This window comes from Acinetobacter sp. ABJ_C5_2 (genome assembly GCF_044538485.1).
GTDB lineage: Bacteria > Pseudomonadota > Gammaproteobacteria > Pseudomonadales > Moraxellaceae > Acinetobacter > Acinetobacter nosocomialis_A.
Genome location: NZ_JBIUCS010000013.1, coordinates 54,328 through 71,649 on the forward strand (window position 1 = coordinate 54,328; position 17,322 = coordinate 71,649).

Annotated in this window: 18 protein-coding genes and 1 other RNA gene; 12 read left to right on the plus strand and 7 right to left on the minus strand. The window is 36.2% G+C overall.

Features of this window, described 5'->3' with window-relative positions; all coding sequences use genetic code 11:
* The first annotated feature begins 1 nt into the window (after window position 1).
* The 6 genes from rseP to lpxA are packed head-to-tail and all read left to right on the plus strand — an operon-like array spanning window position 2 to window position 6,799.
* Complete coding sequence (gene rseP / locus ACH8JV_RS12430; protein ID WP_396521539.1) at window positions 2–1,357, plus strand: RIP metalloprotease RseP; 1,356 nt, start codon at window positions 2–4, stop codon at window positions 1,355–1,357.
* A gap of 37 nt (window positions 1,358–1,394) precedes the next feature.
* The gene (bamA, locus tag ACH8JV_RS12435; RefSeq protein WP_396521541.1) at window positions 1,395–3,902 is read left to right on the plus strand and encodes an outer membrane protein assembly factor BamA; all 2,508 of its coding nucleotides are present in this window, start codon (window positions 1,395–1,397) and stop codon (window positions 3,900–3,902) included.
* A 41-nt stretch (window positions 3,903–3,943) separates the two neighbouring features.
* Window positions 3,944–4,447 carry an OmpH family outer membrane protein gene (locus ACH8JV_RS12440; RefSeq protein ID WP_263613891.1) on the plus strand — a complete coding sequence of 168 codons (504 nt, stop codon included), beginning with the start codon at window positions 3,944–3,946 and terminating at the stop codon, window positions 4,445–4,447.
* Between the two features lie 4 nt (window positions 4,448–4,451).
* Window positions 4,452–5,522: a UDP-3-O-(3-hydroxymyristoyl)glucosamine N-acyltransferase gene (gene lpxD / locus ACH8JV_RS12445; protein ID WP_396521543.1), complete on the plus strand. Its 1,071-nt coding sequence runs from the start codon at window positions 4,452–4,454 to the stop codon at window positions 5,520–5,522.
* Window positions 5,523–5,528: 6 nt separating this feature from the next.
* Window positions 5,529–6,014, plus strand: coding sequence for a 3-hydroxyacyl-ACP dehydratase FabZ (gene fabZ, locus ACH8JV_RS12450; RefSeq protein WP_000140523.1), 486 nt, complete (start codon window positions 5,529–5,531; stop codon window positions 6,012–6,014).
* A complete protein-coding gene (gene lpxA, locus ACH8JV_RS12455; protein ID WP_263613889.1) occupies window positions 6,011–6,799 on the plus strand; it encodes an acyl-ACP--UDP-N-acetylglucosamine O-acyltransferase in 789 nt (262 codons plus the stop codon). Before fabZ ends, lpxA begins: the two co-directional genes overlap by 4 nt.
* Window positions 6,800–6,858: 59 nt before the next feature.
* Here lpxA and ACH8JV_RS12460 read toward each other — a convergent pair whose 3' ends face one another.
* The gene (locus ACH8JV_RS12460) at window positions 6,859–7,749 is read right to left on the minus strand and encodes a YbgF trimerization domain-containing protein (RefSeq protein ID WP_396521545.1); all 891 of its coding nucleotides are present in this window, start codon (window positions 7,747–7,749) and stop codon (window positions 6,859–6,861) included.
* 317 nt (window positions 7,750–8,066) lie between these two features.
* Here ACH8JV_RS12460 and ffs point away from each other — a divergent pair.
* An RNA gene (gene ffs, locus ACH8JV_RS12465) (signal recognition particle sRNA small type) lies at window positions 8,067–8,163 on the plus strand.
* 14 nt (window positions 8,164–8,177) lie between these two features.
* On the opposite strand, the gene ACH8JV_RS12470 is transcribed toward ffs, so the two are convergent.
* From ACH8JV_RS12470 to ACH8JV_RS12485, 4 genes are all read right to left on the minus strand, one after another.
* Window positions 8,178–8,660, minus strand: a complete 483-nt coding sequence (locus tag ACH8JV_RS12470; protein WP_311087458.1) for a regulatory protein RecX — start codon at window positions 8,658–8,660, stop codon at window positions 8,178–8,180.
* Window positions 8,661–8,713: 53 nt separating this feature from the next.
* On the minus strand, window positions 8,714–9,766 hold the full coding sequence (gene recA, locus ACH8JV_RS12475) for a recombinase RecA (RefSeq protein ID WP_263613886.1): 1,053 nt from the start codon (window positions 9,764–9,766) through the stop codon (window positions 8,714–8,716).
* A 145-nt stretch (window positions 9,767–9,911) separates the two neighbouring features.
* Window positions 9,912–10,352, minus strand: a complete 441-nt coding sequence (locus ACH8JV_RS12480; protein WP_263614985.1) for an RNA-binding S4 domain-containing protein — start codon at window positions 10,350–10,352, stop codon at window positions 9,912–9,914.
* Window positions 10,336–11,022 carry an HAD-IA family hydrolase gene (locus ACH8JV_RS12485; RefSeq protein ID WP_263613885.1) on the minus strand — a complete coding sequence of 229 codons (687 nt, stop codon included), beginning with the start codon at window positions 11,020–11,022 and terminating at the stop codon, window positions 10,336–10,338. Before ACH8JV_RS12485 ends, ACH8JV_RS12480 begins: the two co-directional genes overlap by 17 nt.
* Window positions 11,023–11,476: 454 nt before the next feature.
* On the opposite strand from ACH8JV_RS12485, the gene ACH8JV_RS12490 reads away from it, so the two are divergent.
* Together ACH8JV_RS12490 and ACH8JV_RS12495 are read left to right on the plus strand one after the other, a co-directional pair.
* Window positions 11,477–11,713 carry a hypothetical protein gene (locus tag ACH8JV_RS12490; RefSeq protein ID WP_057066151.1) on the plus strand — a complete coding sequence of 79 codons (237 nt, stop codon included), beginning with the start codon at window positions 11,477–11,479 and terminating at the stop codon, window positions 11,711–11,713.
* 114 nt (window positions 11,714–11,827) lie between these two features.
* Complete coding sequence (locus tag ACH8JV_RS12495) at window positions 11,828–12,121, plus strand: hypothetical protein (RefSeq protein WP_004708422.1); 294 nt, start codon at window positions 11,828–11,830, stop codon at window positions 12,119–12,121.
* 52 nt (window positions 12,122–12,173) lie between these two features.
* On the opposite strand, the gene ACH8JV_RS12500 is transcribed toward ACH8JV_RS12495, so the two are convergent.
* The gene (locus ACH8JV_RS12500) at window positions 12,174–12,710 is read right to left on the minus strand and encodes a GNAT family N-acetyltransferase (RefSeq protein ID WP_396463112.1); all 537 of its coding nucleotides are present in this window, start codon (window positions 12,708–12,710) and stop codon (window positions 12,174–12,176) included.
* A 43-nt stretch (window positions 12,711–12,753) separates the two neighbouring features.
* Window positions 12,754–13,203 carry an Lrp/AsnC family transcriptional regulator GigD gene (gene gigD / locus ACH8JV_RS12505; protein WP_396478948.1) on the minus strand — a complete coding sequence of 150 codons (450 nt, stop codon included), beginning with the start codon at window positions 13,201–13,203 and terminating at the stop codon, window positions 12,754–12,756.
* A 146-nt stretch (window positions 13,204–13,349) separates the two neighbouring features.
* Here gigD and kynU point away from each other — a divergent pair, with 146 nt between their 5' ends.
* From kynU to ACH8JV_RS12520, 3 genes are read left to right on the plus strand one after another with little or no spacing between them, the layout of a single operon-like run.
* On the plus strand, window positions 13,350–14,600 hold the full coding sequence (gene kynU, locus ACH8JV_RS12510; RefSeq protein ID WP_396521547.1) for a kynureninase: 1,251 nt from the start codon (window positions 13,350–13,352) through the stop codon (window positions 14,598–14,600).
* Window positions 14,601–14,640: 40 nt separating this feature from the next.
* Window positions 14,641–16,047: an amino acid permease gene (locus ACH8JV_RS12515; protein WP_311070741.1), complete on the plus strand. Its 1,407-nt coding sequence runs from the start codon at window positions 14,641–14,643 to the stop codon at window positions 16,045–16,047.
* Window positions 16,048–16,054: 7 nt separating this feature from the next.
* Window positions 16,055–16,804, plus strand: a complete 750-nt coding sequence (locus ACH8JV_RS12520; RefSeq protein ID WP_396521549.1) for an alpha/beta hydrolase — start codon at window positions 16,055–16,057, stop codon at window positions 16,802–16,804.
* The last annotated feature ends 518 nt before the right edge of the window (window positions 16,805–17,322 follow it).

Here is a 17,322-nt window from a genome sequence, read left to right on the forward strand (position 1 = left end):
AATGAATGCGCTTTTTATGATTGCAGCAGCAGCTCTTTTACTTGGTCCTTTAATCGCAATTCATGAGTTTGGTCATTATTGGGTCGCTCGAAAACTTGGAGTTAAAGTTTTAATTTATTCAATTGGTTTTGGCCCAACCTTACTTAAATGGACATCTAAAAAGTCAGGTATTCAGTATCAGCTTTCTGCTCTACCTTTGGGTGGCTACGTTAAAATGTTAGACGAGCGAGAAGGTAATGTCGCAGAACAAGATCTACCATATGCTTTTAACCGTCAAAAACCATGGAAGCGTATATCTATTGTTGCTGCAGGGCCATTAATTAACTTAATTTTTGCTGTGCTTCTTTTTTGGGTTTTGTTTTTACCAGCACAACAGCAATTAAATACTAAAATTGGCAAAATTATTCCAAATTCTCCAGCTGCTGCTGCCCAGTTACATGTAGGCGATAAAATTATTGCAGTTGATGGAAAAGAGACTACAACTTGGGAAAAACTAAATTTTGCTTTAATTGATCGTGTGGGTGAAACAGGTACTGTAAATATCGATGTTGATCGTGCAGGTACCGAGAAAAATTTTGTATTACCAATTAAAGATTTTTTAAAAAACCAGAATGATTCTGCACTGGAATTATTAGGTTTCTTGCCTTATCGTCCTATCATTCCTGCTGTTGTAACAGACTTAACAGAAGATGGTGCAGCAATTCGTCAAGGCATGAAAGTAGGTGATCGTATTGTTGCGATTGATGGTCAACCTATGAAAGATTGGTTTGATGTAGTTGAAGTCGTTCAGCGTTCTCCAGAAAAACTACTTAATATTGATGTTTTACGTCATGAGCAGTTGGTACATTTACAGGTTATGCCGCAAGGAAAGCGGGATAATATGGGACAGGTCAATGGTGTCCTTGGTGTAAAAAGTGATGCTGGAAAAATTACAATTCCTGACGAATATAAGCAAACAATTCAATATACTCCAATACAAGCTTTTGAAATGGCACTTGATAAAACTGGCCAAATCTCTAGCATGATTTTGAATTCGATAGTGAAAATGGTTAAAGGATTAATTGGATTAGAAAACCTTTCTGGGCCAATTACCATTGCAAAAGTAGCTGGACAAAGTGCAGAAATGGGATGGGAAACTTTTATCTCCTTTATGGCTTTAATGAGTGTAAGTCTTGGAATTTTAAACTTATTACCAATTCCAATGTTAGATGGTGGCCATCTAGTGTATTACATTATTGAGGCTATTCGAGGGAAACCTGTTTCTGAACAAATACAAATGTTTGGTCTAAAAATTGGTATGGTACTGCTCGGTAGTATGATGCTTTTAGCTTTATTTAATGACTTTATGCGTTTGTAAACGTATATGGATTTATAACTTACTGGAAAAAACTGGCATGCGGCACACACATTTTTTAATGCCTTTGGCACTTGTTAGCGCTATGGCAGCGGTACAACAAGCATATGCAGCTGATGATTTCGTTGTTAGAGATATTCGTGTAAACGGGTTAGTCCGTCTTACTCCTGCAAATGTTTATACCATGTTGCCAATCAACAGTGGCGATCGCGTTAATGAACCGATGATCGCCGAAGCAATTCGAACATTGTATGCCACGGGTCTTTTTGATGATATTAAAGCATCAAAAGATAACGATACTTTGGTTTTTAATGTTATTGAACGCCCAATTATTTCAAAACTTGAATTTAAGGGTAATAAACTTATTCCTAAAGAGGCGTTGGAACAAGGCCTTAAAAAAATGGGTGTTGCAGAGGGTGAGGTTTTTAAGAAATCTGCTTTGCAAACCATTCAAACAGAGTTAGAGCAGCAATATACTCAACAAGGTCGTTATGATGCTAGCGTTACTGTTGATACCGTTGCACGACCAAATAACCGCGTTGAATTAAAACTTAATTTTAACGAAGGGACGCCAGCAAAAGTTTTTGATATCAATGTGATTGGTAATACTGTTTTTAAAGACAGTGAAATCAAACAAGCATTTGCTGTTAAAGAAAGTGGTTGGGCTTCAGTAGTCACACGTAATGACCGTTATGCGCGTGAAAAAATGGCTGCAAGCCTTGAAGCATTACGCGCAATGTACCTTAACAAGGGTTATATTAATTTCAATATTAATAATTCTCAGCTTAATATCAGTGAAGATAAAAAACATATCTTTATTGAAGTTGCTGTTGAGGAAGGTAACCAGTTTAAATTTGGTCAAACTAAATTCTTAGGTGATGCGCTTTATAAACCTGAAGAATTACAAGCCCTAAAAATTTATAAAGATGGCGATACCTATTCACAAGAAAAGGTAAATGCGGTTAAACAATTACTTTTACGTAAGTATGGTAACGCTGGTTATTACTTTGCTGATGTAAATATCGTTCCGCAAATTAATAATGAAACTGGTGTTGTTGACTTAAATTACTATGTAAACCCAGGTCAGCAAGTGACCGTGCGTCGTATTAACTTTACTGGTAATAGCAAAACTTCCGATGAAGTATTACGTCGTGAAATGCGCCAAATGGAAGGTGCTTTAGCAAGTAATGAAAAAATTGACTTGTCTAAAGTTCGTTTAGAGCGTACAGGCTTCTTTAAAACAGTTGATATTAAGCCTGCTCGTATCCCAAATTCACCAGACCAGGTCGATTTGAATGTGAATGTTGAAGAGCAACATTCAGGTACCACCACATTGGCGGTAGGTTACTCGCAAAATGGCGGTATTACCTTCCAAGCGGGACTTAGTCAAACCAACTTTATGGGTACTGGTAACCGAGTTGCAATTGATTTGTCTCGTTCAGAAACTCAAGACTACTACAACTTAAGTGTTACTGACCCGTACTTTACCATTGATGGAGTAAGCCGTGGTTATAACGTTTACTATCGTAAAACTAAGTTAAATGATAACTATAACGTTAACAACTATGTAACGGATAGTTTTGGTGGAAGTTTAAGTTTTGGTTATCCAATTGATGAAAACCAAAGTTTAAGTGCATCTGTAGGTATTGATAATACTAAGGTAACTACAGGACAGTTTGTATCTACTTATGTAAGAGATTATTTGTTAGCGAATGGTGGAAAAACTACTTCAACGAATACTTCTTGTTTAGTAGATGTCCCTACTGGAGAAACTTGTCCACCTGATAAAGTGTCAACTTATAGAAGTGCATTTGAAGGTGAGTTTTTTACTTATAACCTGAATTTAGGTTGGTCATACAATACGTTAAATAGACCGATTTTTCCAACATCAGGTATGTCTCACCGAGTAGGTCTTGAAATTGGTTTACCAGGCAGTGATGTTGACTATCAAAAACTAACTTATGATACGCAAGCATTCTTACCGATTGGTAATTCAGGCTTTGTACTTCGTGGTTATGGTAAGCTTGGTTATGGTAACGATTTACCATTCTATAAGAACTTTTATGCAGGTGGTTACGGTTCTGTTCGAGGCTATGACAACAGTACTTTGGGACCTAAATATGCCAGTGTAAATTTACAAGAAAACCAAAAAAATGATCCTTCACCTGAAAATGTTGGTGGTAATGCTCTAGTTCAATTTGGTACTGAGTTGGCATTGCCTATGCCATTTAAAGGTGATTGGACTCGTCAGGTACGTCCTGTACTCTTTGCTGAAGGTGGTCAGGTCTTCGATACCAAGTGTAATATCGATAACACTGTTTATGGCAAAAAGGGCATGATTATTAATGGTCAGTCAATTTCAGATGTTAAAAAATATTGTGAAGATAACTACGGCTTCGATTTAGGTAACTTACGTTATAGCGTGGGTGTGGGTGTAACCTGGATTACTATGATTGGACCATTGTCACTTAGCTATGCATTCCCGTTAAATGATAAACCGGGTGATGAAACTAAAGAAATCCAGTTTGAAATTGGTCGTACTTTCTAAGTACGACTTCATTGAACAACGAAATAAGGAAAGAAATTTACATGAAAAAATTAAATACATTAATGTTAGGGTTAGGCTTGACGGTGGCTTCAGTAGCAGCTAATGCAGCTGGTTATGGTGTAATTGATCTCGCTAAAGTTGTTGAAAGTAGTACTTATTTGAAGCAACAAAATGCAAGCTTAAACCAGTCTGTGAAACCTACAACGACTAAACTTGAGCAATTGGGTAAAGAGTTAGAAGGACTTCAACGTCAAGCACAAACTCAAGGCCAAAAAATGAAAGAAGATGAGATTAAAAAATTACAATCTCAGTATCAATCAAAGTTAAATGAATTTAATTCAACGCAGCAGGGTTTACAGTCTAGAGTTCAAACTAGCTTGCAAAGTATGAACACAACTTTTGAGACCAGAGTTAAGCAAGCTGCTGAGCAATTACGAAAAGAAAATAATCTTGACTTTATTTTGAATAAAAATTCAACTGTTGCCTATGACGCTAAGTATGATTTAACTGATAAAATGATACAAAAGGTTAATTCAATGAAATAAATTAATGAAAGTGCAACAATATCGTTTAGATGAATTAGCTCACCTCGTTAAAGGTGAGCTAATTGGTGAAGGTAGTCTCCAATTTTCAAACCTAGCAAGTTTAGAAAATGCAGATGTTAATCATCTTACTTTTGTAAATGGTGATAAATATCTTGAGCAAGCTAAAGCGAGTCGCGCGGGAGCATTCATTGTTACAGCTGCTTTAAAAGAACACCTTCCTGAAAAAGATAATTTCATTATTGTTGATAATCCTTATCTGGCATTTGCAATCCTTACACATGTATTTGATAAAAAGGTTTCCTTAACGGGGATAGAAAGCACTGCTCAAATTCATCCATCTGCTGTTATTTCCGAAACCGCATATATAGGACACTATGTAGTTATTGGTGAAAATTGCGTAGTAGGCGACAACACAGTCATTCAGTCGCATACTAAACTTGATGACTTTGTAGAAGTTGGAAAAGACTGTTTTATCGATTCTCATGTCACTATTACAGGCAGTTCCAAATTACGTGATCGTGTGCGTATACATTCGAGTACTGTGATTGGGGGTGAAGGTTTTGGTTTTGCTCCCTATCAAGGAAAATGGCATCGTATTGCTCAATTAGGTTCAGTTATCATTGGTAATGATGTCCGCATTGGATCAAATTGTAGTATTGATAGAGGGGCTCTTGATAATACAATTTTGGAAGATGGGGTAATTATTGATAACCTTGTGCAAATTGCACATAACGTTCATATTGGTTCAAATACTGCTATTGCAGCCAAGTGCGGTATTGCTGGAAGTACAAAAATTGGCAAAAACTGTATTCTAGGTGGAGCATGTGGAGTATCAGGTCACCTTTCAATTACTGATAAAGTGACTTTTACTGCAATGTCAATGGTCACAAAAAATATTTCTGTTGCAGGAACTTATTCATCTGGAATTGGGTTGTTTGAAAATAGTCATTGGAAAAAGACAATTGTACGCTTGCGACAATTAGCAGATGTGCCATTGACCCAAATCACTAAACGACTTGATCATATACAAGCTCAAATAGAGTCTCTTGAATCAACTTTTAATTTGCGTAAATAGAATATTATGACTGAGTCAACTACACCTAAATTTGCCATCCCTGAATTACCAATGCAGATTCAAACGATTCGTCAATATTTGCCGCATCGTTATCCATTCTTATTGGTTGATCGTGTGACTGAAGTTACTGACAATAGTATTGTTGGTTATAAAAATGTTTCTATCAATGAAGAGTTTCTACAAGGACATTTTCCAGAATATCCAATTATGCCTGGTGTTCTAATTGTTGAAGCACTAGCTCAAGTTTCAGGCGTTCTAGGTTTTATTATGAACAATGAAACACCAAAACCGGGTTCTTTGTTCCTGTTTGCTGGTGCAGAAAGAGTTAGATTTAAAAAACAAGTAGTTGCAGGTGACCAACTTGTATTAAAATCTGAGTTGGTAATGCAGAAGCGCGGCATTTACAAATACAATTGTACAGCTAGCGTTGATGGCATTGTAGCAGCAACCGCTGAGATTATGATTTCACACCAAAAAACAGAGCAGGCATGAGTAATCACGATTTAATCCATTCTACCGCCATTATTGATCCATCTGCAGTGATTGCTGCAGATGTTCAAATAGGACCATATTGTGTTATTGGTCCTCAAGTAACTATTGGTGCTGGTACTAAATTACATTCTCATGTGGTAGTAGGTGGTTTTACCAGAATTGGCCAAAATAATGAGATCTTCCAGTTTGCAAGTGTTGGTGAAGTTTGCCAAGACCTCAAATATAAAGGTGAAGAAACTTGGCTTGAAATTGGTAACAACAATTTAATTCGTGAACATTGCAGCTTACATAGAGGCACTGTGCAAGATAATTCCTTGACTAAGATAGGTAGTCATAACCTATTGATGGTCAATACACATATCGCACATGACTGTATCGTAGGTGATCACAATATTTTTGCCAATAATGTTGGTGTTGCTGGGCATGTACATATTGGTGATCATGTTATTGTGGGTGGTAATTCTGGAATTCATCAATTCTGTAAGATTGATTCTTACAGCATGATTGGTGGGGCCTCACTAATTCTCAAAGATGTACCAGCCTATGTTATGGCGTCTGGTAATCCTGCTCATGCTTTTGGTATAAATACTGAAGGTATGCGAAGAAAAGGTTGGTCTAAAAATACAATTCAGGGCTTAAGAGAAGCTTATAAATTGATATTTAAATCTGGATTGACCTCTGTTCAAGCTGTTGAGCAAATTAAAAGTGAAATTTTGCCTTCTGTTCCGGAAGCTCAATTATTAATTGACTCGCTTGAACAATCTGAACGCGGAATTGTGCGTTAATTTTTAATAAGACATAAAAAAAGACACTGTTTTTAACAGTGTCTTTTTTTATGTCTAAATTATTTCTTAAAGAATTTAACTTCTTCAGATTTAGGATATTGAGTAAGTAGCTTGTTCTTATATTGATTTGCTGACACAGTATTTTTATCGACATCTTTCGCAATACTATACAGTTGATACAGTGCTCGAGGTGCCTTACTAGAGTTTGGATATTGGCTAGCGACAATATTGTAGTTCTTCTTCGCTTCATTGTAGTTCACTGGGTCTGTAGCTAAATGAAACTCGGCTAACCAGAAATAGGCATTACCTGTATAAATACTATTAGGATGGTTTTTAATAAAGTTTTGCATCGGAGCAATTGCTTTTTTTGCTCCACCTTGTTTGTAAGCATCTAAAGCTACTGTATAAGCGGCTTTTTCTAACTCAAGTGGATTTGATTGATTTTGGGCAGCGGTGATTGGTTGAGCGTTTGTTACGGGTGCACTAGGTTGTTGTTCAGAGGTGGTTAGAGTAGGTGGAGCTGCAACTACTTTGTTGCCATCTGTAGGCTGAGATTGAGGTGCTGTTGTATTAGTAGAGGTGGTGCTATCAGCAGTCGTATTTGAGCTATCTTCTTGTGTAGCACTGTCAGGGTCAACTTTTTGATGTAACAATTCTAGACGTTGATCTAAATCAGTATAGCGGTTCGCAAGGTCTTTCTTTAATTGCTCAATATCATTCGCTTGTTCTTCTAACTGACCTCTTAAAGTACGGACATCATTTTCTAATTGTTGGTTTTTTTGCATCAATTCCCAGTTTAAATTTGTAGGAACTGAAATATTGCTTGAAGAAGTATTAGATGCACTACCATCATTTTGACTTAAACCACGAGACTCGATAGGAATGTTTGCGTATAGAGAGGTGGTACTCATTAAGGCAATAAATAATAAAGAATGCTTCTTCATTTGCATGTGTATAAATCCATAATTTTATATAAAAGCCACCTTGATACAGGAATATAAAAAAACAATTCTCTAAATATCTAAGGTTTTTCATTGATCAATGCAATTAAAGCAGTTAACAGTTTAAATGCAAGGATAGTTTACAATCTTCAAGCATATTTTATGCAAAATACGAAAAGAGCATAAGTTCAGAAAATTACATTTTTAGGGTTTTAAGCTGTTTTTGCTGATGAATTAATCAATCGAAACAAAAACTTGCTGAAAAAGACAGAGAAGGGTTGCAACTCTTTTAAAAATCTCTATACTTTGTTTTGCAATGGTAGCCCCGCTGGTGGCTTCGCAATTGTACTCTGTGAACCCCGCCAGGACCGGAAGGTAGCAACGGTAGCAGATCTATGATGTGCCGAAGTTTTGCTAGTGGGGCTGCCACCTTTCTTTTAATCCAATTTTCTTTGGATCGCTTTTAAAATTACATCTAAATCAAATCCTCTATATTGTAGAAATCTGATCTGTTTTGCTTTAAGTTTTGGATCTTTCTCTACGGCTTCTCCAAACTTTTTAACTTTAAGTTGATACGCCTGTTCTACCCAATCAATTTCTTGAATTTCATCGGCGATTAAATCATTTTCTATCTGTTTTGTTTTTAAAGCTTGTTGAATGCGTTTTGGACCTTTGCCTTTACGAATCTGGCTAGCCAATGTTAATTCCGCAACACGCTGGTCACTTTGGTAATTTTGTTCAGATAACTCTTCAACAAGTTGTTTCACTTCTTCTATATTTTGTGCATAACGAGCTAATTTCTCAATCAATTCTGCTTTAGAGTAGTCTCGGCGAGTAAGTAAAGCAAAAGCATATGAGCGTAAGCGCTGGCCAGTAAGAGGAGGGCGCTGTTGAGATTGCTCATCGTTTCTTTTGAACATATAAATTTCCTTGTAAAAAACGCCCCGAAGGGCGTTTTATGACTTATGTATAATTAAGACTCTAATAAAAGATCTGGTTCTTCTTCATCATCTTCAATTTGCACTGCGCCATTTGTACCTGTAGTCAACAATTGCTCACGGATATTGCGCTCAATCTCTTCAGCTATTTGCTTATTTTCTTCAAAATAACGAATTACGTTATTCTTACCTTGGCCAATTTTATTACCTTGGTATGAATACCATGCACCAGCTTTTTGAACGATATCTTGCTGAACTGCTAAATCTACAAGTTCACCTAATTGGTTAGTACCTTTACCATATAGAATTTGGAAAATAGCTTCTCTAAATGGAGGAGCCATTTTGTTCTTAACAACTTTAACTTTGGTTTCTGAACCAACAATTTCGTCGCCTTCTTTTACCTGACCGATACGACGAATATCTAAACGAACTGAAGCATAGAACTTAAGTGCGTTACCACCAGTCGTAGTTTCTGGGCTACCAAACATAACACCAATCTTCATACGGATTTGGTTAATGAAAATAACCATACAGTTTGAACGTTTAGCGTTACCCGTAATTTTACGAAGTGCTTGGCTCATAAGACGTGCTTGTAGACCCATGTGAGAGTCTCCCATCTCACCTTCGATCTCTGCCTTAGGTGTAAGAGCAGCTACCGAGTCCACAACGATTAAATCAATCGCACCTGAACGAACAAGCATATCAGCGATTTCAAGTGCTTGCTCACCGTTGTCGGGTTGTGAAACAAGTAGGTTATCAATATCTACACCAAGCTTACGTGCATACTGAGGATCTAGGGCATGTTCGGCATCGATAAAGGCACATGTACCACCAGACTTTTGACATTGAGCAATTGCTTGTAATGTCATTGTAGTTTTACCAGAAGATTCTGGACCATAAATTTCGATAATACGGCCTTTTGGTAAACCACCAATCCCCAATGCGATGTCTAAAGTTAAAGAACCTGTAGATACGGCTTCAACTGCTTGAACAGTGTTGTCACCGAGACGCATAACCGTGTTTTTACCAAATTGCTTCTCAATTTGGCTCAAAGCGGCTTGTAATGCTTTGCTTTTATTCTCATCCATCTCAAAAACCTCAATACTCTATGTTCATCACGTTTAACCCAAGTGGATGCATTGAATCTCAACTTGTTTCACAGGGCTAATAGTGACAGATTTTTTCTCTAGCTTCTATATATTGTATATGTGAGTGCGACACAACTCGACGTTTTTATTCATCATCATAAGACCAATGGTCTTCATAATGTTGATCATTATCCTGTTTAAACCGATTGATTTGTCGCCGATCTTTCTTACTTGGTCTATGGTCAGGTCGAGCTAGATTATGCAATTTTCGCTGGGAAGCAATCAACTCCCGTCTTGCAATACTTACTTCGGTTTCTTCATAAAGTTGTTGTGCAACTGGAGCGGGTCCTCTAGCGTTGGAAAGTGCTTTAACAACAATCGTCTTTTTATCGAAACCTTGCTGAACAACCAGTTCCATCCCAACACGAATTTCTTTAGAAACTTTTACACGCTCATTATTGTGATGTACTTTTCCCCCTTCAATTGCTGCTTTAGCAATAGAACGAGTTTTAAAAAAACGTGCCGCCCATAACCATTTGTCAACGCGCATGGTTTCTACAGCATCGTTTTCACGCAATTTTGACATCATTATCCTTTCTATCAGTTTGATTCAAAATAGACAGTAGCTCTGTAAGCTGATCTAGAGCTTTATACTCTAAATCTTGTGACTGCCTTTTACTCTTAAGAGTTGAGGGCTGTAAGATAGTAAACAAGTGTCTTATACCAAATTTTTCAGCAGTTTTTAAAACTGGAAGAGTGTCATCTAAAAAAATAGTCGTTTCTGGTACAAAATAATATAAACGTTGTAACTCTTGCCAAAATTGAAGGTCTTCTTTTGCATGACCAATTTGTTCGCTAGACACAATCACATCAAAAAAATCTTGAATAGGAATGTTATCAAGTTTTAATTGTAAACTTGCACAGTCTGCATTAGTGACTAACCAGCATTGATAACCTTGTTCTTTTAGACCACTGAGTAGCTCTATGCATCCTGAGCGTGTTTTAATTTTATGTTGAAATTCTTGCTGAAGTTTTAAAACATCTACGCCTGTAGTTTTTGTCCAATACTTTGAAGAATACCAGGCAAGAGTATGCTTATTACTACGATAAAACTGACTTAATATTTCTTGGCTTTCTGTTAAAGAGATTTGATGTGTTTGAGAATGTCTTTCAGGTAGGCATTCGTTCCATATAAAATCATCAAAAGCCAAATCTAACAAAGTTCCGTCCATGTCAAAAAGCACTATTTTATTCATGTTTTGAGAGCTCCAACTAAAATATACATGGAAGAAAAGCAGCTTAAGATTATAATCATTAAAGTCGGGAAAACGGACTGATTTGTTGTTATTTCATCATTTTAAAATTCTAATGGTCTGTAGTGAATAAACGAGTAGATAACAATAGTGCCCCTAAAGCTTGGACTACTCAATATTGAGAGAAAAGTAAAATAATGTTTTTCATAAGGTAATTTCTATATATCTGCTCTTACTTTTTTGAAGGTGTACTTTATGATAAAACTACTTAATAGTAGGGCTTGAACAAAATTTTTGAAAATATTCATAGAAGTAAAATAGGAGGAAAATGACTAATAAAGTCTTTTAGAAATATAGATTTATATTTATTTTTCGGTTCATTTTTTGATAAGTATTTTTGCTTTTCTATGAACTCTATGGAATTATTATTTAAATATTATTAAAAGTTGGAATAAAAGTGGGCTTATATACAATTAGATATGGTTATCGTAACAACAGTTTTTTTATAGCTTCAAACGCTGCTGGAAAGTTTATCGTAATTGATGCATTAGGAGCAGATTTTCAAATAGGTCATCAAATCTCTTATGAAGGTACCAAAATAATAAATGAAACTTTAAATGATGAGACGGAAGCAAGAGTTCATCTGGAGAGCAATGAAAAAGAGGCTTATGAATATTTACGTGCCATGAAGTAATAAACTCGTTATTTTGATTTACATAGGATACGTATTGGCAAACATTTTATAAATTGAACCGTACTTGTTTAAAGTTATATTAAAAATTATCCGAATAACAATTTAGAGCAGGCAATGAAAATTGGATTTATTGGAGGAGCCAATGACGGCATAGTGATCAATGCCGCCAATGGTATTGATACTTATAAACTTGAATGGCATTACAAGGCTGAGAAGCACTGTGAAGAACAGCCATCATTAGGACTAAATGGCCCTGAATATGACTATTACAATCTATTAATTTTGAGAAAAAACAAAGAAGCAAAACTTTTCTATGTTTTAACTACAATGGATAAGGAAGCTATTGCAGATAAAATTAATGAATATTGGGAACATTCCACTTCTGTCGGTTATGACTTCGATGAATAATCTTATTTTTTAATTCATTGGAATGCTTGAAATATATCAATATTTGATTTACTCATAACTTAAACTTAGGATTATTTATTTCATAAAGAACATGTTCTTGTAGGGCATGTTCGTCTGGAAGCTTGGGATGGTTGAAGTATTTAACTTTGTGCATTCCTAGTCTTTCCATCACTGCTTGAGATGGTTTATTCACTGTTGCTGTAAAAGAAACTACTTTATCTTTATTAAGCACATTGAAGGCATAGTCTAATGCTGCTTTTGCTCCTTCTGTGGCATAACCTTTTTTCCAAAATTTTGTCGCAATTCTCCAGCCAATTTCAATGCAAGGGGAAAAATCAAATTGTTCTGGTTGGTCGTGTAGGCCAATAAAACCAATAAAGTCATGGCTTTCTTTTAATTCTACAGCCCAAAATCCCCAACCTTTTTCATCAATAAGGGCTGATGCTCTTTGAATTAAATTTATACTTTCAGTAGCAGATAAAAGCTTTGGAAAAAAACGCATAACATCTTTATCCAATCCCATTTCGATAAAGGGGGCAGCATCAGTTTCTTTCCATTGTCTTAGGATCAAACGTTCGGTTTCGATCATAGTAAAAGCTCTTTAAATATAATTTTTAATTTAACCATATAGTCTACAGTGGCTTTTGTATAATTTTCTGTAAGATAATCTTAGAATTAATGCTTACCACTCCTTTAATTTTATTGAGTGTATTAATAACAAAGTGAGAAAAAGAATTTAGATCTTTAGTGGCGACATGCAGAACATAATTAGATTCGCCTGTAATGATATAAGCATTAATCACTTCATCAAAATTCTTGATCTGGCTTAAAAAAAACTGGTGATCATTTTCAGTGAGTTGAGCAAGTTTAATTTCAACCATGGCCTCAATTTTTATACCTAATTTTTCGTAGTTAACTTTCGCTTGATATTTTTCAATAATTCCGTTGGTTTCTAAAATCTTGACTCGTCTGTGACAAGCAGAGGCTGAAAGATTAACGAGATCAGCAAGTTCTTGGTTGCTTAAGCGGGCATTATCTTGTAAATACTTCAAAATTTTTAGATCGATTGCATCTACATTCATTTTCGAATTCCATCCATATTTTTTAATTTTAATTAGAATTCTATACGAAAATAGCCGTTTTTAATCAAATATTATCGAATAAATCGTACAAATTGACGTGATAAAATTCAAATACAAAGGAAATGTTGAAATAGGTGCAATACCAAATGATTACTCGTGAACAGTGTTTGTATTGGGATCAGGAAGATGAACTCAAAAAATTTAAAGATGAATTTGCATTGCCAGAAGGTGTTATTTATTTAGATGGCAACTCTTTAGGTGCTAGACCAAAGAAATCTTTGGCTGTTGCTCAGCATATTATTTCCCAAGAATGGGGAGAAGATCTGATCAATAGCTGGAATAAGGCTGATTGGTGGGGATTACCAACAAGACTGGGTGACAAAGTCGCTAAACTAATTGGTGCGGAACAGAGCGAAGTGGTTATTTCAGATTCAACTACGCTGAACTTATTTAAGGTTTTATCAGCAGCGGTAAAAATTCAGGCCGAAAAAAATCCTGAACGTAAAATCATCGTTGCGGAAAAGGAGGCTTTCCCAACAGATATTTATATTATTGAAGGTTTCATTGACTTAATTCAAAAGGGCTATCAGGTTGAACTAATTGATGGAGTAGAAGACTTAGCTCGGGTTTTAGAGAAAGATGTTGCTGTAGTAGTTCTTTCTCACGTGAATTACCGTACAGGGTATTTCTACGATATGTCATCTATTAATGAGCAGATTCACTCTAAAGACGCTTTGGTGATTTGGGATTTATGTCACTCCGTTGGCGCCGTTCCAATGGACCTGAACCAAAGCGGTAGTGATTTTGCGATTGGTTGTACCTATAAATATTTAAATGGGGGGCCTGGTTCGCCAGCATTGCTCTGGGTCAATGAAAAACACCGTGATCAGTTCTGGCAACCATTATCCGGTTGGTGGAGTCATAAAAAGCCATTTGATATGGCCCAGCATTATGAACCAGCGAATAGTATTCGTCGTTATTTATGTGGGACTCAGCCAGTTATTTCTATGAGCCTTATTGAATGCGGCGTCGATATTTTCTTACATGCTGATATGCAAAAAATCCGTGAAAAATCGCTGAAATTAACTGACTTATTTATTCAACTGGTACAGCAAGAATGCTCTGAATTTGGTTTTGAGTTAATTACGCCTTTAGATCATAAATATCGTGGTAGTCATGTTAGTTATCGCCATGAATTCGGTTATGAAATTATTCAGGCGCTTATTGCACGTGGTGTGATTGGTGATTACCGGGAACCTGCGGTGTTGCGATTTGGGGTTACACCTTTGTACTTAGGGTTTGAAGATATTTGGAATGCAGTACAGCACTTAAAAGAAACCATGCTGAATAGTGAATGGAAAAACAAGCAGTATTTAGTTCGCGGTGAAGTGACCTGATTTTAAGGAATCAAAATAAAACAAATGGCTAGGAGGGCCTATGAGTAGTTTTGATGAAATACAAAATAGAGAAGCTGGGCTGCATAAAAAGTTATCTGCAAAACAGATGGGGATGATTGCCATTGGTGGAGCAATTGGAACCGGATTGTTTATGGGAAGCAAATTTGCAATTAGCTTTGCTGGTCCTGCAGTCATCGTCAGCTATGCGATTGGTGGTTTAATTGCATTTGCACTTATGGCTTGCTTGGCTGAAATGACGGTTCAGCATCCTACCTCGGGCTCATTTGGCGCATATGCAGAACATTATATGAGTCCACTTGCTGGCTTTCTAGTTCGCTACTGTTATTGGGCTTGTATTGTGCTGGCGGTAGGCACTGAGATTACCGCTGTAGCTGATTATATGAAGCTTTGGTTTCCAAATGTAGGCTCTTGGGTCTGGATTGGATTTTTTTCACTGACCTTACTTGTTGTAAATGCCTATAGTGTTAAAGCCTTTGGTTTGGTGGAGTACTGGTTTTCCACAATCAAAGTTTTTGCCATTATCGTGTTTATTCTTTTGGCTATTGGTATCTTGACTCAAAGCAAGGAGGGCGCAAAGCAAGTTGTGACTAATTTGTCAGGGCATGGAGGCTTTTTCCCCAATGGCTTTAGTGGGGTATGGATTGGTGTCATTATTTCAATATTTAGTTATTTAAGTATAGAAATGATCGCCGTCGCAGCTGGTGAAGCAAAAGACCCTGAAAAAGCAGTAAAAAAGGCATTTAAAAGCACCGCACTCCGACTCATTTTGTTCTATTTATTGTCCTTATTTCTAATCGTTACTTTGGTGCCATGGACGGTTTTGATTGGAGCAGATGCAACAAGTCCTTTTGTTATGGTCATGAGGATTGTTGGTATTCCATATGCCGATAGTATTTTAAACTTTATTGTAATTGTAGCTGCCTTATCTGCAATGAATAGCATGCTTTATATCTCAACTCGTATGTTGTTTAGCTTGTCACGTGCAGGCGATGCACCAAAAGTTTTTGGCCGAATTAGTAGTAACGGTGTACCCGTAAATGCACTGTTGCTTTCCGCGGTAGGGATTGGTATTGCTAGTATTGTTTATACAATTAATCCGGCTTCTGCGTTTCCAATCATGATTGCGCTATCGATGTTTGGTGCGTTGTTCACTTGGGGGAGTATCTTTGTGACACATATGTTTTTTAGAAAGCATATGGCTCAGCAAAACATACAGCTAAAATTTAAAATTCCAGCCAGTCGATTCATCTCACTATTTGGTTTTATTGCGATTTTGAGTATTACAGTAACCACTTGGTTTACCAATGAGTTTAAATCTACTTTGCAGTTTGGCGTACCTTTAGTGCTTGTTCTGATATTTTGCTTCTACTTAAAACGTTCCACCGTAAAGTTAAATCTCAACTCTAGTGAAGAAACATTGAAGTGATCGGTATATGAGACAATATGATAATGCTACAACGGTAGCAAATGAAGGTGAAATACTAGCAAGCTTTCAATATAGAAGCTTGCTGAGTTATCAAGCCTATCATCATATAAAAGATATAAAGTATGGTTCACAGAATCGATCAACGATGGATTTTTTCCCCTTAGAACATGCCAATAGAACCGTCATTTTTATACATGGGGGATATTGGCAGTGGTGTGATAAATCGGACTTTGCCTTTATTGCACCGTATATTTTAGCAAAAGGGGCGCAGTGTGTACTTTTAGAATATGACTTGGCACCTCAAAGTCATATTTCACAAATGGTGGCTCAAACTCAAAAAGCTCTCGATTTTATTGCACAGCAGAATCGGAAAACGGATGAAGTTTTATTAGTGGGCCATTCAGCAGGTGCACATCTCGGGGCATTATGTTTAAGCCATCCTTTATTATCTGAAGCAGTTTTATTAAGTGGTATCTATGATTTAGCACCTATACGAGAAACTCATTTAAATCATGCATTAAACTTATCACAAGACGATATTTTGAAATATAGCCCTATTTATCACAAAGAGAGTGTGGATATTCCGTGTATGATTTTGTGCGGAGAGTTGGAGCTAAGTGAGTTGAGATGGCAAAGCCAAAATTATTTTGAGCACAAAGGCGGTCAAGATCAGGAGTTATTCTCTTTAGAGACTATTTCTGGGATTAATCATTATTCTATTTTAGAGCACTATTTTAAATGTAGGTTTGAGAACTAGAGTATCCGACTTTTAAAGTTGGGTGATTGGTTTTAATATTTAGAGTCAATAACTTGAAAGTTTATTCGATGATGATATGCCGGATGATATATGTTTTTATTAAATTTAATACAATATATTCATTTTAGGTTGTGTTTGAGTGGAAATGTAAAACGTATCACATTTAAGTAGCTTTTTATCACTACGTTGGATTTCAAGTTGACCTAAATTAATAACTCAATTAGATTAAAAGGATAGTGTTTTCTCTCTAATCGACAAACTGTTTAGCTGTTGCTTAGATGAGTTTTATAGTCCGTAGCTTCCCAAGATACGGACTTTTTTATTTTGTATCGTCTCTTGATCATAAATATTTAGTGTACTAAAGCAGCAATTGATGAAGTTGATCACAACGAGTTAAATGAAAATATGAAAGAGGTATTGTAAATATATCTTTAAAAGTATATATTTATTCATGCACATACTGCGTCTGTAAAGTTTTTTATTTTAATACCCTCGTATCTTAGATATGAGGGTATTTT